The 18382-nt window shown below is 29.5% G+C and carries 13 protein-coding genes; 2 read left to right on the top strand and 11 right to left on the bottom strand.

Features of this window, described 5'->3' with window-relative positions; genetic code table 11:
- Nucleotides 1–91 precede the first annotated feature (91 nt).
- A complete protein-coding gene (locus ACTG46_RS00460) occupies nucleotides 92–1552 on the bottom strand; it encodes an aspartyl protease family protein (RefSeq protein WP_479923425.1) in 1461 nt (486 codons plus the stop codon).
- 105 nt (nucleotides 1553–1657) lie between these two features.
- Nucleotides 1658–3139 (bottom strand): aspartyl protease family protein, encoded by a 1482-nt coding sequence (locus ACTG46_RS00455; protein ID WP_479923424.1) that lies wholly within the window; start codon nucleotides 3137–3139, stop codon nucleotides 1658–1660.
- A gap of 167 nt (nucleotides 3140–3306) precedes the next feature.
- Between ACTG46_RS00455 and ACTG46_RS00450 the strand changes: the two genes are divergently transcribed.
- Together ACTG46_RS00450 and ACTG46_RS00445 are read left to right on the top strand one after the other, a co-directional pair.
- Entirely contained in the window at nucleotides 3307–4041 is a 735-nt protein-coding gene (locus tag ACTG46_RS00450; protein ID WP_479923423.1) for a response regulator transcription factor, read from the top strand.
- Nucleotides 4042–4045: 4 nt separating this feature from the next.
- On the top strand, nucleotides 4046–5143 hold the full coding sequence (locus ACTG46_RS00445; RefSeq protein ID WP_223195512.1) for a sensor histidine kinase: 1098 nt from the start codon (nucleotides 4046–4048) through the stop codon (nucleotides 5141–5143).
- Between the two features lie 142 nt (nucleotides 5144–5285).
- On the opposite strand, the gene ACTG46_RS00440 is transcribed toward ACTG46_RS00445, so the two are convergent.
- From ACTG46_RS00440 to ACTG46_RS00400, 9 genes are all read right to left on the bottom strand, one after another.
- On the bottom strand, nucleotides 5286–7463 hold the full coding sequence (locus tag ACTG46_RS00440; RefSeq protein ID WP_479923422.1) for a hypothetical protein: 2178 nt from the start codon (nucleotides 7461–7463) through the stop codon (nucleotides 5286–5288).
- A 128-nt stretch (nucleotides 7464–7591) separates the two neighbouring features.
- Nucleotides 7592–8686, bottom strand: coding sequence for a PIN/TRAM domain-containing protein (locus ACTG46_RS00435; protein WP_021382466.1), 1095 nt, complete (start codon nucleotides 8684–8686; stop codon nucleotides 7592–7594).
- Between the two features lie 88 nt (nucleotides 8687–8774).
- On the bottom strand, nucleotides 8775–9845 hold the full coding sequence (gene disA / locus ACTG46_RS00430; RefSeq protein ID WP_054268646.1) for a DNA integrity scanning diadenylate cyclase DisA: 1071 nt from the start codon (nucleotides 9843–9845) through the stop codon (nucleotides 8775–8777).
- A gap of 2 nt (nucleotides 9846–9847) precedes the next feature.
- A complete protein-coding gene (gene radA, locus ACTG46_RS00425; protein WP_054268645.1) occupies nucleotides 9848–11221 on the bottom strand; it encodes a DNA repair protein RadA in 1374 nt (457 codons plus the stop codon).
- 179 nt (nucleotides 11222–11400) lie between these two features.
- Entirely contained in the window at nucleotides 11401–13848 is a 2448-nt protein-coding gene (locus ACTG46_RS00420; protein WP_054275550.1) for an ATP-dependent Clp protease ATP-binding subunit, read from the bottom strand.
- Nucleotides 13835–14860, bottom strand: a complete 1026-nt coding sequence (locus tag ACTG46_RS00415) for a protein arginine kinase (RefSeq protein WP_054268643.1) — start codon at nucleotides 14858–14860, stop codon at nucleotides 13835–13837. The genes ACTG46_RS00420 and ACTG46_RS00415 overlap by 14 nt, the downstream gene beginning before the upstream one ends.
- A gap of 15 nt (nucleotides 14861–14875) precedes the next feature.
- Nucleotides 14876–15370, bottom strand: coding sequence for a UvrB/UvrC motif-containing protein (locus ACTG46_RS00410; RefSeq protein WP_044211945.1), 495 nt, complete (start codon nucleotides 15368–15370; stop codon nucleotides 14876–14878).
- Between the two features lie 6 nt (nucleotides 15371–15376).
- Entirely contained in the window at nucleotides 15377–15841 is a 465-nt protein-coding gene (locus ACTG46_RS00405) for a CtsR family transcriptional regulator (RefSeq protein WP_054268642.1), read from the bottom strand.
- A gap of 451 nt (nucleotides 15842–16292) precedes the next feature.
- Nucleotides 16293–18221, bottom strand: coding sequence for an elongation factor G (locus ACTG46_RS00400; RefSeq protein WP_054268641.1), 1929 nt, complete (start codon nucleotides 18219–18221; stop codon nucleotides 16293–16295).
- Between the last annotated feature and the right edge of the window lie 161 nt (nucleotides 18222–18382).

Raw genomic sequence — 18382 nt, 5'->3', positions numbered from 1 at the left:
TGGATATAAAAAACACAGAGATACTTTCCTTGTACCTCTGTGTCTTTAAAGAAGTGAAACTTAATCATGCAATTTGTGTTATATGCTATTTCTATTTGCTAAATGTCATCTTCCTAGAATCGAAATCAATTGACCATTTATACTTATTAAAATAATGATGACTTATCAATCCATCACTAACAAATCCAACTTCCTCATCATAATCCAAAACTCCACCTGTAAAATAATATCCTATACCATTTTTCAATTGTAAATTACCCAGTCCATATGATGAAATGTCAAAATGGCCTTCCTTATAATCACTTCCTCCCATTCCACCTTGTCCTTCAGGAGCTTTATTTAGCTCTGGCATAGGAATCTTCAAAGAGTCTATTGTTTCTTTAGGTAATATAATTCCAGCACCTTTTTCGTCACCAAGCCCTGAATCAATGAAGTAGTTAAGTCCACTTTTCTGATTGGCTGATCCTTTTCCATACATAAAATGAATGGCTGCAAGCGTAAATGGCATTTCTTCCAATATTTTATCATCTGCAAGCATTTTATTAAGATTCTCTCTACCTACTTCATTTCGAGGTCTTAATATTAATTGGCCACTAAGGTAATCCATCGTAGGTACAAATTCCTTCAATACACCTGTACCAATAATACCATGAACATCATAATCCTTAAGCCCCTCTTCAAACCCATCAAATGGTCCCAACATTACAGGTACATTTTTAATATTTACATCTCCTATAGTAAGTGAATCAGCTTGACCAAAACTAGTTTCAACAGTATTACCTCCAGCAAATTCATTTTCGTTTTTTGAAGCTGTTTTTATACCAAGTTCTTTTGCAAGTTTCTGATCAATAGTAAACATTGGGCCACCAGTATCAATAACAGCATTTATCCTTTTTCCATTTATCTCTACTGGCACAACTGGCAGAGGTTCAGTTGTGATAAAAGGAATCACTGTTTCGCTTTTTCCATTCCAGTCAATTTGATTTGGTTGTTTATCCTTAAAAGCTTTCATCATTTCCAATACACTATTTATACTATTGTTTTTATCTTCTGATGCTTTGGATAATTTTTCAGCTTTTTGATATTGATTTGTTTGATAATATGTTAGTGTCAATCCTTTTTCAGCTTTTGCTTTGAATTTATCAGGATATTGCTCTATAAGAGTATTATATAGTTTTTCAGCCTGCTCATAATTACCATTCAGATATTCTATTCGTGCAGAAAGATAAATCACATCTGGGGAAGGCTTCTTCGAATTCATCAAGGGACTCAGCATCTCTTGTGCTTTTGTAATGTCACCTAATTTAAATAGTATTTGAGCATATTCTAATCTTAGAACTTCGTCATTTGGATTTTTCTCATACTTTCCTTTTATTTCTGTTAGTTGTTTTTCGCAACTTGCACGAGTAACTTTTTTTGTTGTTTTAGTTATTGACTTAGGCGTTGAGCTTTTCGATGATGTAGCCTGAGATGTACATCCTGTCATTACACCAACAATTAAAGCTCCACATAATATAATACTTATTCCTCTTGATTTCAGTGATTTTATCATTTTTTACCTCCTATTTTTGTTCTTATCTATAAGATACAATATGAAAGTAAAATAAAAGTAAAGCAAAAGTAAAATTAAAAAGATATCTCTTGTTCACAATTTAGATTATATATTCTTCTTCTCATTAAATGTCATCGTCATTGAATCAAAATTAATTGTCCATTTGTAATTCTTCAGATAGTTATGGCTTATTAAAGCATCTTGGAAAAATCCATGTACTTGATACATTCTTTCTTGTCCTGTCACAAAATACCCAATACCTTTTCTCTGTTGTACATTACCTAGCCCATATGATGAAATATCAAATTGTGCCACTTCAAAATCATTTCCTGTCATTCCGCCTTCATCTTTAGTAGCTGGTCTTAGATTTGGCATAGTAATACCTAATAAATCTATTGTTTGTTTAGGCAACATAACTCCAGCACCCTTTCCACCATTAAATCCTGAATCAATAAAGAAATTAAGATTATTTTTATTATTAATTGAACCTTTACCAAACATATAATGAGTAGAAGAAAGTGTGAATGGAATTTGTTGTATTATTTCACCTTTACCTTCTTTGATATCTTCATCCGTTATAACTATTTCATTCCTTACTACTTCACTTCGTGGTCTTAATACCAACTCACCATTTGGATAATCCATTGTTGGTACAAATTGTTTTAATACATTTGTACCAAGAACAGCACGAACATCTAATCCAGTACTCTTAAATAGTTCTGCAAGTCCGCCAAGCTCTCCTATCATTACAGGGATATTTTTCATATTTATATCTCCTACCTTAAATGAATCAGCTCTACTAAAGCCAATCTCAGAAGTACCACCTCCAGCAAAATTCCCATCTGCATTTGAAACTGGTTTAATTCCAAGTTCTTTTGCAAATTTTTTGTCAAGAACAAATGTAGGAGCACCAGTATCAATAAAAGCGTTCATTCTTTTTCCATTTATCTCTACTGGTACAACAGGCAGAGGGTCAGTTGTAAGAAATGGAATAACACTTTCATTTTTTCCATTCCATTCAATTTGATTAGGTTGCCTATCACCAAAATCTTTCATCATGTTGTTCAATAAGCTACTTGCATTTTCTTGCCCAATAGATAGCTGTTTTGCTTTCTGATATTGATTTGTTTGATAATAGACCATTGATAGTCCAGCTTCTGCCTTTTCTTTAAATTTATCTGGGTATTTCTCCACAAGAGTATTGTATAGCTTTTCCGCTTGTGTATAATTACCATTCATATATTCTATTTGTCCTGAAAGGTAAATAGTATCTGGTAGAGGTTTATCTCCATTTAAAAAAGGCTTTAATACTTCTTGTAATTCTGTAAAATCTCCCAATTCAAATAAGTTTTGGGCATATTTTAATGCTAAAGCTTCATCATTTGGGTTTTTCTCATATTTTTCTTTTGCTTTCTTCAACTGCTTTTCAGAACTTACACGGGTAACTTTTTCCATTGTTTTAGGTGTTGACTTAGATGTTGAGCTTTTTGTTGATGTAGCCTGAGATGTACATCCTGTCATTACACCAACAATCAAAGCTCCACATAACAGAACACTTATTCCTCTTGATTTTAGCGATTTTGTCATTTTTTACCTCCTGTTTTATTTTTATCTCTCTTATTATCTATAGGATATAGTATGAAAATAAAATAAAAATAAAGAGAGGGTAAAAACAAAAGAATAATTTATTGCTTACACTTTGCATGTATGGTATTATAATGATACTATTTTTGTATACTGGGAGATGAAATATTATGGATGACAAATTGGAAAACCCTGAAAAGATACTTATTGTTGATGATGAAGAAGGGCTGTTAACGCTAGTGAAAATAACCTTAAATAAAGAACACTATAATAATGTTACCTGTGTATCAACAGGAACCAAAGCCCTTGAGTGTATTGAAAACAGGCAATATGACCTTATCATTCTTGATGTAATGCTACCAGATTATTGTGGATTTGACCTATGCACGAAAATACGCAGGAAAACTATAGCCCCTATCATATTTCTGACTGCCAAAACTGGTGATTACGATAAATTATCAGGACTTGCCATTGGTGGTGATGATTATATAACAAAACCTTTTAATACAATGGAGCTTGTCGCCAGAATCAAAGCTATTTTTAGGCGTCAACAACTTGAACGTTCAGTATTACATACTCATTCAGAAAATTCCCTAATTTATCATTATGGCTATATTATTCTTGATATGACTTGTGCAATACTTACTGTAAATGGTCAAGACGTAGAATGTACAGCCAAAGAACTCGAGCTAATGGAATTTTTTTGCCAAAATCCTAACAAGGTCTTTACTACATCACATCTGTACGATACAATTTGGGGATTAGCAGGATATGGAGATGAAAAGACTGTTACAATACATATATCCAAGCTTAGAAAAAAGATACTGGATGATAATAAACCATACAAAGTTATTACAAACCTTCGTGGAATTGGGTATAAGTTCATACCACCAGAGGGGAGCTGATATATTGAAAAAATTATACTTTCGTTTTATTGCTTACTTTACAACAGGTCTCTTTATATTTCTAGTATACTTCGTTACATTATTCATATTACTTAATCAATTAATATATCCTGAAAGATCACATGAATTTTTATATGTGGCTGATTCATCTATTGGATATTTCCCAAGCATACTTATAATTTCTTTCTGCTTTATTACAGGAGGGATACTTTTTTGCTTATTTCTTGTTCGACCACTTTACTTGATAATTTGTTCAATAAGTAATTTATCTAAAGGAGATTATGCAATAGTCAAAAAAGCCTTTACCAATAATGGGAAATTAAAATGGTACTATTTTATGTATAAAGAAGTCATTGTAAATATAAAATCTTTAGGCAATAAGCTTCAAGAAACTGAAATTGAACGAGAAAAACTTGAAGTTGCAAAAACCGATTGGCTTGCTGGTGTATCACATGATTTGAAAACGCCATTATCATACATCACAGGATATTCATCTCTAATGCTTAACAAAAACCACAGTTTTAGTGAAGAAGAGAGAACGATATTTTTAGATAACATATATAAAAAAGGAGTATATATTGAAAAATTAATAGACAATTTAAGTCTGACATTTTTTATAGATTCGTCTGGAAAAATACTGCTTAAACACACACAGGTTGAAATGGTTGCATTTCTTCAAAACCTTATTGCTGATGTAGCTAATAATCCAAAATCTAAAAAACAGATATTTGGATTTTATACAGATTTAGAATGTTTGTATTTAGCCATAGATGAGACATTAATGTATAGAGCTCTTTATAACCTTTTAATGAATTGTGTTGAACATAATCCTGATGGTACAGAAATAGAAATTTGCTTAAAACAGAGTTCTGAACAAATTTACATTAATACTACTGACAATGGGGTTGGGATAAATGCGAAAAAAGCAGATGATATTTTTGACAAATATTATAGTAGCAAAAATCATAATACACAAAACAAAGGATTAGGATTGTTTATTGTTAAACAGATTATTGATGCACATGGAGGGAATATTTCGGTTTCAAGCATTTTAGGGAAAAGTACATCCTTTCAAATTATATTGAAACAAGATAAAAATTAGTTATTATATAAAAATCCCAAGTTAAAATAAACTTGGGATTTTTATATAATAACCAATTTTTATAAAATTTCTTCTTTAAATTTATTTTGACAAAATAAATTTAAATTAACATATCAATATTTATACATAGCATATATGCAACTTATTCTTTTAATGCTACCAGGTTTATACTTAATATAATCATAGGTACAATTACATAAATAAAAGCTGTAGCTGATGACACAATTCCAGAGTCATTTACTAAAAGAGTTACAAAGCATCCTGCTATTGACGCTATAAAGCCTTTAAATACAATTGGGTATTCATCAATTAATTGTTTAAAATATCTAATCTGATTAATCATAAGAACTAAAATTACTCCGATTCCAGTTAGTAGTATATTTACCCATGCACTGGTTTGAGCTAGCTTCAAGTTCATCTCTATCTTTCTACTAAATGTTTGTATTATTTCTCCTGGTCCATTAGTATAAATTTCTTTTACAAACATACCTAAATGTGAGTTACTTCCTGAAATCATATCTATAGCTACAAAAACTCCTAAAACAAGCAATACTGCTATACCTAATAATACAACTTTTTTTAAGTCTATTTTTACATTGTATATCAATAGTATAAATAGTAAAAATGCAACACATTCAGAAATAGCACTTCCAACATTTGCTCCCATAATTGGAGATGCACTTGTAATTAATATAACTAAAGAAAAAACTATCACAGACCATTTTGGTATCTTTTTATATGTAAGTAAAACTGCAAACGTAAGTATCGCACTACCTATTGCTACTCCTTGATATTCATTACCTACTCCATAGTATCTAGCTCCAATTATACAATCATAACTCATTACATTACTTTTCATTAAATATGAACCAAATGCAGAATCAATAACCATAATCAATATGGTTAAACCTGTAAAGAATAACATGTTTTTTAAATCATTCTTTATTAAAACTTTGCTTATTAAGTATATAGTAAGCGTTATTATAATTATTCCTAAAGATATTGCTACTGGTGTTTTAAAATTCATTATTGGAGTTATCATAAATGATAATGGCATTACTATTCCTATTTTTAGAAATTCTTTTAGTATAAAAAATATTGTTTCTTTGTGATTTTTTAATATATGCTTTCTAAATAAAATTAGAATCATAGCAACTATCCACGACAAGAAGACTATACTTACAAATCCATTAAGTGTTATAGACCTTATACTTGAAACAGATACTATCTTTTGGTACTCATCCATCAGATATTCTTTATTATCATCTCTGTTAATAAGTTCATACTTCTTTCCAACCATATTTTGATTTTTTATATCAAAGTTATTTAATATCTCAGCTCCAACATCTAGATTAGTCACAATACCTTCTCTTCTCGTAGTTGAAGATGATAACAGCCCTTTTCCATTACCATTTAATTTTATTATTGGAGAAAGCCTTCTTTTATTTTTGTAATCTAAGTCACTTGGAAATGCACTTGATATATAAACAGTGTCATTCTCTCCAACCATAGAAAATACATTTTTTAAGTATACATCTATATTTTTTTCTATGTTATTTTTTATGCTCGCATATGTTTCTTCAGTTAGATTTGGTTTATATAAATCTAATCTATATGTATCTCCAAGCTCTACAAAAACTACATCATTGTTTTTGTAAGCTTCTCTAGTCTCTGTAATCAATTTATTATAATCAGTTGATATTCCATAAGGCATAGATAAATCTTTCTTATTTATATTATCTACATTTCCATTAGGAATTCTCCCATACTCATCCATTGCAACTAGGCATAAGTTTCTATTTTTTATGAGTTGACCATTTTCAATTATATCTGCATTTCCCAACACAGATGTTTTTAGCCCATTATCAGATAAACTTTGACCTAATGACCCTAGTACAGAACCATACTCCCCAAAGTTTAAATTTTCATTTATAGACTTATTTATGGTTAAGTTATTTATACCTTTTGCATTTTTTCCTGTAGCTGCTTTAAAAACTATGTCCCTATCTTTACTTGAGCTCTCAAAATTAATATCTTCTTCATTAGCTACATTAGCTCTTCCACCAGCACCCATACTAGCATATGACCGTCTGTCATCACTACCCTTATCGCCTCTTATGTTCATTAGACCGATATATCCTCTATTATCTAGTTCTTCTCTCAATGATTTTATTCTCAACATATTGCTCATACTAGTTCTATTCATATCTATAAATACTACTTTTCCATATGTTGGCATATCATCTGCAAAACTATATTGACTCATCGATGTTAATATTATGATAAATGTTGCTAAGAAAGATATAATTTTTTTTCTCATAAATTCTCCCTGCTTTCTGATTTAAATCCTCACCTTTAAGAATACATTAAACATTGTCGTTATAAATAAATAAATTTGGACCATCTATTTAAAATAAACAGCCCAAACTATTGGTTTATTTGAATATATTAATTTTTAGGTTTTGCAAATATCATTCTACCTGCAGGAGTTTGAAGAACAGATGTCACAAGCACCTTTATAGTCTCATTCATATGCTTTCTTCCTCCATCAACAACTATCATAGTTCCATCATCTAGATATGCAACACCTTGTTGAGCCTCTTTTCCTTCTTTAACCACTTGAACAACCATATCTTCACCTGGTATCGCAACTGGTTTTATGGCATTAGCTAACTCATTTATATTTAATACTTCAACACCTTGGAATTGAGCAACTTTATTTAAGTTATAATCGTTGGTAACAACTTTTCCATTTAAAACTTGAGCAAGCTTTAGTAATTTGCTATCAACTTCAGCTATTTCGTCAAAGTCTCTCTCACTTATTTCAACTTCTATATTTAATTCTTTCTGAATTATATTTAATATATCCAGACCTCTTCTACCTCTTACTCTTTTTAAATCATCTGAAGAATCTGCAATGTGTCTTAGTTCCTCCAAAACAAAAGCAGGAATAATAAGTTTTCCCTCTATAAATCCTGTTTTACAAATATCTGCTATCCTTCCATCAATTATTACACTTGTGTCTAATACTTTTGGAGGAATTGCTTTTATATCTTTTTTATTTTCTTTGTCCTTATCTTTATCTTTAATAGGATTTGCTAATCTTCCTAATTTTCCAATATTAAATAAATCATTTTTACTTTTAAGCGCAACTTTCATTCCAAGATATCCTAGGAATAAATATAATAGTAAAGATAGTATCCCACCTACTATTGGTATTCTATTTACTAATCCACTTAATAAATATGCAATCACAAATCCTACTATAAGCCCCATAGACCCTAACAATATATCAGTTTGAGGATATTTTGATAATTCTTTATCCACTATTTTAGCAATTTCTTTTACTCTATTTACAACCCATGGTTCTATAAGATATCCTAAAATGGCTATTATTATACCTGCTACTACAGCTGCGATATAACCATATGTTTCTTTCCCAAATGTTAATATTTCAAAATCTTTCATTAATGTTAAATAGGTCGTTATACCTATCGTAAATCCAAGTAAAATAAACAATATCCTTGTTACTTTCCTTATCAATGCTTCACCCCCTAGTTATACTTATCTATTATAGACCAAAGTGTATATTATATTCAAGAAAAAAGTAGTAAAATTCATTTAAAATTCATCATATGTGTCTATCTAATAATACTAATTGTTTCATTTTTATGAGTCCATTTTTTATATATGTTGCTCTTATTTCACCTATTCCTTCAACTTCATCTAATTCTTCAATAGACGCATCTAATATTTGCTGGAAGTTTTCAAAATAATTTACTAAGTTTTCTATTATTGCTGTTGGTAGTCTATGTATTTTACTAAGAATTCGATAGCCTCTTGTTTTTATAGGCATATCCATACTTTCTGAAAAACCACTATACCCTAATAGTTTTGCCATATTAACCAATTCTATTAGTTCTTCTGAATTTAAATTTTTAACTTTTTTCATAAGTTCCTTTATTTCTGTATTTTCTTTATTATAATCTTTGAATATTAATTTCTGATCTATTCTAGTTGTACCCATTAATTCTTCTAATTGCATACTTACTAAAGTTCCCTCATCACCCAATTCTATCACATATTTTTCAATTATACTTGTAACTCTCATTACCATTTCCATTTTTTGCATGACTAATGCAACATCATAAATAGTTACCAAATCATTAAACTCTAAAGCGTTTAAATTTGTTATAGCTTGATCTAATACGGTCTTATATTTTTCTAGAGTTTGTATAGCCTGATTTGCCTTAGTAAATATCTTAGATATATCTTCGACCACATACTTCTCATTTCCTCTATAAACTGTTATAACATTTCTTCTTTGTGATATTCCTATGACTATAGCACCAGTCTGTTTTGCTACTCTTTCAGCTGTTCTATGTCTTGTTCCAGTTTCTGATGTTTCTATAAAATAATCTGGTATAAGTTGTGCATTAGCAAATAGTATTTTCTTTATATCACCACTTAAAACTATTGCTCCATCCATTTTAGCTAATTCATATAAATATGATGGCGAATATTCTGCATTTATAGCAAATCCACCATCTACTATTTTCATTACATCTTCGTTAGTTGCAATTACAATTAAGCCACCTGTCTTAGCTCTTAGTACATTGTTTAGACCTAATCTAAGTGGAGTTCCAGGAGATATCATTTTTAATGCATATAACATATTTTTATTATCTAGAAAGTTCTCCATATTTATTGATTCCTCCCAAGCACTATATTTATGGCTTGTCTTAAGTTATCTACTGGCCATATTTCTATACCTTTGGTGTCTTTTACAACCTCATAATTACTTCTAGGAACTACTATCTTTTTAAATCCAAGTTTTTTACATTCAGCTATTCTCTTTTCTATAAAACTTACTGCTCTAACTTCTCCTGTAAGACCCACTTCTCCTGTAACAGCTATATCTTCATCTATAGGTATATTTCTAAAACTAGATGCTACAGAAATAGCTATTCCTAAATCAATTGAAGGTTCATTTATTTTTATCCCTCCAACTATGTTTATATAGACATCTTGATTTTGTATTTGCAATCCTACACGTTTTTCTAATACTGCTAATAACATACCTACTCTATTATAATCTACACCTGTAGATGTTCTCTTTGGTATACCAAAGCTTGTAGGTGAAACTAATGCCTGTAATTCAAGTAACATCGGTCTTGTACCTTCTACAGTAGATATTATTACTGACCCTGCCACATCTTTAGGTTTCTCAGATATTAAAATTTTAGATGGATTATCAAGTTCTACTAATCCTAAATCTCTCATTTCAAATACTCCAAGTTCGTTCGTTGAGCCAAATCTATTTTTGACAGCTCTCACTAATCTATAAGTATTATATCTTTCACCTTCAAAATATAGAACAGTATCAACCATATGCTCTAATAATTTTGGTCCTGCTAGTGAGCCTTCTTTTGTCACATGACCAACTATAAATGTTGAAATACCCATTTTTTTAGAAATTTTCATAAATTTTGAAGTACCTTCTTTAATTTGGCTGACAGTTCCTGGTGCCGAGGATATTTCTGGACTAAAGACAGTTTGAATTGAGTCTAGAATTATTAATTCTGGATTTACACTTTCTAAATAAGATTCAATTATGCTTAAATTATTTTCAGCAAATATATACAGATTTTCTGAGTTAATTCCTAATCTTTTAGCTCTCATTTTTATTTGAGATTCTGATTCTTCTCCAGTTATATATAAAACAGTTTTTCCCAAATTAGCAACGTTACTAGAAACTTGAATTAAGAGTGTCGACTTACCTATACCAGGGTCTCCACCAACAAGTACTAAGGAACCTTTAACTATACCTCCTCCAAGTACTCTATCCAGTTCATTTATATCGGTTGTAAATCTTTCTTCTTCTTTGCTTTCTATTGAATTTATACTAACTGGTTTAGATGAAGATTTATCTATTATAAAGACCTCTTTTTTTGTGCTTTTTTGGTCTACTTCTTCTACAAATGTATTCCACTTTGTACATTCAGGACATTTTCCAAGCCATTTAGCTGTTTCATATCCACAAGATTGACATACATATTTTGTTTTTATTTTTGCCATACTTTTATCATCCTTAATTTATTATTATATACTATAATTTTAGCATATGTGAAAGACAATATGTAAAGATTAAATAAAATAATTAAGGGCAATGAATTATTATAGATTCATTGCCCTTAAAATTTTGTTTAAGTTATAAAACTTGTATCTACAAGATTTTAAAATGCAACTCTATTAAATTATTTAGTTTCAAAAACTATTTTTTCATCTTTTACTTTTGCTACTACATTACTTCCCTTTTTCACATCACCTTTTAATATTGCTTCAGATAATTCATCTTCTAACTCTTTTTGTAAAGCTCTTTTAAGAGGTCTTGCTCCATATTCTAAATCAAATCCAGATTTAGAAATTAATTTAACGGCTTCGTCACTCATTTCTAATTTTATATCCATTTCTTTTAGTCTTTCTTGTAACTTAGCCACCATTAAAAGTATTATTTTTGATATGTGGTTTTCATTTAATGAATGGAAAACAATTATATCATCTATTCTGTTCAAAAACTCAGGTCTGAATCTCTGTTTTAATTCACCCATTATATTTTCTTTCATTTTTTCATATTGAGACTTTTCTTCTTCATCTCCTTTAGCTATACTAAAACCTAAAGTTTTTTGTCTTCCAATCGTAGACGCCCCAACATTTGATGTCATTATTATGATAGTATTTTTGAAATCTACAGTTCTTCCTTTTGAATCAGTCAATCTACCATCATCTAAGATTTGTAATAGAATATTAAATACATCTGGATGAGCTTTTTCTATCTCATCAAATAAAATAACTGAATATGGATTTCTTCTTACCTTTTCAGTTAATTGGCCACCTTCATCATGACCAACATAACCTGGAGGTGAACCTATCATTCTTGATACAGCATGTTTTTCCATATATTCAGACATATCTATTCTTATTGTTTGATTTTCATCTCCAAACTGTACCTCTGCTAATGCCTTAGATAACTCCGTTTTACCTACTCCTGTAGGACCTAAAAATAAAAACGAACCAATTGGTCTATTAGGGTCTTTAAGACCTGCTCTTGACCTTCTAATTGCCTTTGAGATAGCTTTTACTGCTTGCTCTTGACCTATGACTCTATTGTGTAAGATTTCTTCAAGTCTTAGAAGTCTATCAGCTTCTTCTTCAAGAATTTTATTGACAGGTATTCCTGTCCATAAGCCAACTACTTCAGCAATAACTTCTCCATCAACTAAATCAGAATGTTTAGATGATTTATTCCATCTTTCTCTTACATCTTCTAATTGTTTTTTTAGTAGACCTTGTTCATCTCTTATTTTTGCTGCTTTTTCAAAATCTTGGCATCTTACAGCTTCTTCTTTTTCTTTATCTATATTTTCTATTTCTAGTTCTAATTTTTTTATTTCTGAAGGAGGTGTATTTTCCTTTAATCTTACTTTTGATGCGGCTTCATCAATCAAGTCTATAGCTTTATCTGGTAGATATCTATCTGATATATATCTAGTTGATAATTCTACAGCTGACTTTATAGCATCGTCAGTTATCTTAACTTTATGATGAGCTTCATATTTATCCCTTAATCCTTCTAATATTTTTATTGAATCTTCTTTACTTGGTTCATCTACCATAACTGGTTGGAATCTTCTTTCTAGTGCAGAATCTTTTTCAACATGCTTTCTATATTCATCAATTGTAGTTGCACCTATAACTTGTATTTCCCCTCTTGCTAAAGCTGGCTTTAATATATTCGATGCATCTATAGAGCCTTCTCCTGTAGACCCAGCTCCTATTATAGTATGCATTTCATCTATAAATAAAATTATATTTCCATTTTTAACAACTTCATCTACAACTTCTTTGATTCTCTCTTCAAATTCTCCTCTATATTTAGCACCTGCTAATAAAGAACCCATTTCTAAAGAGTATAATGTTTTATTTTTTAATGTTTCTGGTACATTTCCTAGAGCTATATTTGTTGCTAAACCTTCCGCTATAGCTGTTTTACCCACTCCTGGGTCTCCTATTAACACTGGATTATTTTTTGTTCTTCTACTTAATATTTGTATTACTCTTTGTATTTCTTTTTCTCTACCTATTACTGGGTCTATTTTATTCTGTTTTGCATATAGAGTAAGGTTTCTTCCATACTTATCAAGTACCTTAGACTCCACTTGATTTTGGTTGCTCGTGTAACTATTTTCTGCTTTATATTGATTTTTATCACTAATTCCCATCATATCAATTGTTAATTGGGCAAGAGTTCTATCATTTACTCCTGCATAATTTAAAATCTTATTAGCTATTCCTTCACCTTCTTGAATGATAGATAATAGTATATGTTCAGTTCCAATATAATTTGTTTTTAATTTATTTGCAAACATTCCTGATAGTTCTAGTATTTGTTTACTTCTTGGACTTAATACTATATCCTCTGGAATCCCGTCTCCTTTGCCTTCCATATCAATTATTTTACCCTCTAAATAAGCCTCTGTAAATCCAACTTTACTTAGAACCTTAGCAGCTATACCTTCTTCTTCTCTTAAAAGACCTAGAAGTATATGTTCACTTCCAACAATATTATGTCCTAATGTTTTAGCTGATTCAAATGCTAAATCTATTGCCTTCTTAGCTCTTTGTGTAAATCTATTGAAGTTCATAATTTATCCCTCCTCTTAATTTTTCCAAAGTCTCTCTAATGTATGTTGCTCTATTTATATCTCTATTCTCAACATCATCACTCTTATACATTATTGACTGATGTGCAGGTTGTATACCTATCATAAGTTGTTCTATAGCTTTTAAATCTAATTTATCTATATAATTCATTTCTATGCCCATTTTTATATTTGATAGATGACTCATAGCCTCTGAGCTACTCATTACTCTTGAATTTTCAAGAATACCTATTGACCTAAATATTTTATCTTCTAATTTTATACCTAATTTTTTTTGCAATATTTCTCTTGATTTTATTTCTTTTGAAATTGCATCTTTTGTAAGACCACTTACATTCTCTATGATGTTAGATTCTGTTCTTCCAAGTGTAAGTTGATTGGATATTTGATATATGTTTCCTAATGCTTCTGTTCGTTCTCCATATATACCTCTTATAGCTATCCCTATTTGTGAGGATATTTTATAAAGTTCATCCATATAACCTAGTTGACTTAATGCTGGTAAATGCATCATTACAGAAGCTCTCATTCCTGTACCTGTATTAGTTGGGCAAGATGTAAGATAACCTAACTTTGTACTAAATGCGTATTCTAAACTTGATTCTAACAAATCATCTATCTCATTTGCTATGTTATATGCATATTCTAAATTTAAATCATCACACATAGTTTGTATTCTTATGTGGTCCTCTTCATTTATCATTATACTTACAGTTTTATCTTTCTTTACTATAACTGCACTTTTATCATTTTCCGCTAAATCAGGGCTTATTATATGTTCTTCAACCATAAGCATTTTTTTAGATTCATCTAAATCTTCAATTTTATAGAAATCAAACTCTTCTTTTTGTTCTAAACTAGAATTCATAAATACATTTTTTACTTTTTCTATTATTTCCATAGCACTTTCTTTATCTAATCTATTTGGAAAAGGATAATTATTTAAGTTTCTAGCTAGCCTAACTCTTGATTTCATGACTATGTTTTCTCTCATAATATCACTCCAATCTTAGTCAATAGAACCTTTTAAATATTTAATTTTATCTCTAAACTGAGCAGCCAATTCATACTCCTCATTTTTTATAGCTCTATCTAAGTCTTCTTTTAATTCCTTAATCTCATTTTCTACACTTATCTTATAAAAAGATTTTTTAGGTGCCTTACCTGTATGTTCTATATGTCCATGTATATTTTGAAGCATAGGATTTACTTGACTACTAAATGCATTATAGCATTCACTGCATCCAAACCTTCCATTATTCTTAAATTCACTGTATGTCATATTACAGTTTGGGCAAACTAACTTTTCTTCAAGTTCTTTTTTTGGTTGAAATCCTAAGTTAGAGAATATATCCATCATTGAAAAAGGCATATCTAAATTAAAATTCATTTCTGTATTCTCTTTTGCACATTCACTGCATAGGTACATTTCTGTCTTTTCTCCATTGACTATTTTATTATAATATACGGATGCTTTATTCTTATTACATTTTTGACATAGCATAAACTATCACTCCTCTATACTAAATAACCCTATTATTATATTCTTTAGAATGTTAGACCTTACCTTCTCTTTTAATTCATATATTGGCATACATAATGATTTATCATCTATTGCATATAATATTAATTTTAATTCTCTTTCACTAATTAGACCTGACTCTTTTAAACTTTCCAATAATTCTTTTGCTTTTTTATATGATATTTGATTTCCTATCTTTTCATTTAAAAGTTCTCTAATATGCCCATCTTTACTTTTTCGTATTTTTTCTATCTGAACATATCCTCCGCCACCTTTTTTACTTTCAATATAATATCCTTTATCTATTGTAAATCTTGTTGTTAACACATAATTTATTTGTGATGGTGCACAACTAAACAAGTTTGCTAGTTCATTTCTTTGAATTTGTATGCTATTATCTTCTTCCATCAAATCTTTAATAAATTTTTCAATTATATCTGTCATAGTTGCCATTAATATCACCACACACCTTTTTAATTTTGACTTTCTTTGACTATTATTTTACACCTATTATTTAAATTTTTAAAGCCCTAAATTATATATTTTTATATTTTTTATAACAATCTAGATATGAGTTTATGACTTCACTGATTGTAAGGTTTTATTTATTATACTTATAATAAATAAATTTAAAACTTTTGCTTTATTAGGTCTCAATACTTTTATATATCTTCTATATTTTAAATATACCTTCTCACTTTTATTATTAAACATTTCTAAAAAATAATAATAAAAAAATACTTTCTTTTTATTAAACCTTTTAAGAAAGTACTTTTTATTTTTTATCCATTAAAAATACATAAAAAACTAGGTATATGTTTGTCTAAAAAACCTATACCTAGTTTAAATACAAAAAATATTTTTAATAGTATCCTATTAATTATTTACTATTATATTTTGCTTATTATTTTGCAGTAGCTAATCCAATTATTTTTTCTGCAAATTGTGATGGTACTTCTCCATATTTTGCTAATTCCATTTCAAAGTATCCTCTACCTTGTGTCATTGCTCTTAAATCTATTGCATATTTAAATGTTTCTGCCTGTGGTGCTTCTGCAAATATTATTTGTTTACCTTTATTATCTGGCTCCATTCCAAATATTTTTCCTCTTCTCTTATTTATATCACCCATAACATCTCCCATATATTCTTCTGGCACAGTTATCTTTAATTTCATTATAGGTTCTAGTAGTATTGGATGAGCCTCTTCCATACCCTTTTTAAAAGCTGCACTTGCTGCCATTTTAAAGGCCATTTCAGAAGAGTCTACATCATGATATGAACCATCATAAAGTGTAGCTTTTATATTTGTAACAGGATAACCAGCTAATACACCTTTTTGCATAGAGTCTTTTAAACCTTTTTCAACTGCAGGTATATATTGTTTTGGTACAGAACCTCCAAATATCTCTTCTGTAAATTCAAAATCAGATTCACATCTTTCAAATCTTATTTTTACATCTCCATATTGACCATGACCACCTGATTGTTTTTTATGTTTTCCTTGTACATCTGCTGTCCCTTTTATAGTTTCTCTATAAGGCACTTTAAGGTCATTTAGTTCAACATCAACACCAAATTTATCTTTCATTTTATTTTTAATTGTTTTTATATGAAGTTCTCCTTGTCCTCCTAAAAGGGCTTGTTTTGTCTCTGTATTTCTATAAGAATGTAATGTAGGGTCTTCTTCTACTAGTTTATTTAATACAGATGCTACTTTTTCTTCATCACCTTTATTCTTAGGAGTTACTGCATAGTATATCTGTGGCTTAGGGAAATCTATATTTTCCAAAGCTTCTGCATCTTTATCTATAGATATGGTATCTCCTGTTTTTAGAGAGTTAATTTTAGTTACTACTACTACATCTCCAGCTTTAGCTTTTTCTACTTCCACTAATTCACTATTTTTCAATGTATATATATTAGCTATCTTTTCCTTTACATTTTTATTTATATTAAAGATATCTTTATCTTTAGAAAGTACACCTTCAGTAATTTTTATATATGACATTTTACCAACAAATGGGTCAACCATAGTCTTAAATACTAATCCTCTAAATGGTTTACTTTCTTCTGTAAAAATAGGTTCTAGGTAATTTGATATAGTATCTAATATTTCTTTTGTTCCTATATTATTTATAGTTGAACCACATATTACAGGTATAATATCACCTCTTTGTATCCCTATAACAATACCTTTTTGTATTTCTTCTGTAGTTAATTCTTCACCATTAAAATATTTATCTAATATTTGGTCATCTGTCTCTGCTATAAGTTCCATTAATGCTTCTTTAACACTCATAGCTTGTTCCTTGAATTCACCTTCTAAATCATCTATGTTTTCAAATACATTATGTAACTTTACAAAGTTTTTATCTTTATATATAGGACTTATCATAGGAACTATCTTATTGTTGTACTTTTCTCTTAACATTGCTATTGCGTCTTTATATCTTGCTTTTTCATTATCTATTTTATTTATAAACATTATCTTAGGAATACTCTCAGTTAGTTCCAATGATTTCTCTGTACCAACTTGAATAGGTGCTGTTGCATCTATTACTATTATTGCTGCATCACTTGCTCTAAGAGATGATACAACGTCTCCGCTAAAGTCAAAATATCCTGGGGTATCCAATAAGTTAAACTTATAATCATTATACTCTATAGGTATTAATCCCATACTATAAGTCATATTTACCTTGTCTGTTAATTTAGGTATCTTATTAGTGTTTGCTGTGTAAGCTATAGTTTCGATTAGATTTGTTTTTCCACATCCGCTATGTCCTAATACCGCTACATTTCTCAACATTTTACTATCATAAACCTTCATATAAGCACCCACCTTTTAAATTTATGTATTTTCTCTTAGCTGTTATTTCCTAAGAAATAGTCCAGAAAATGTTTATTATTTTTAGAATTTTTAGATAACATTTTCCTTACTAGCTTTATTTCTACATATGGATGTAATTTTCCTCTTTTTTTTAACAAAAA

The sequence above is a fragment of the Clostridioides sp. LIBA-7678 genome (assembly GCF_056716065.1).
The sequence above is the reverse complement of the archived record's forward strand: the minus strand, read 5'-3'. Positions and strand labels throughout refer to the sequence as shown.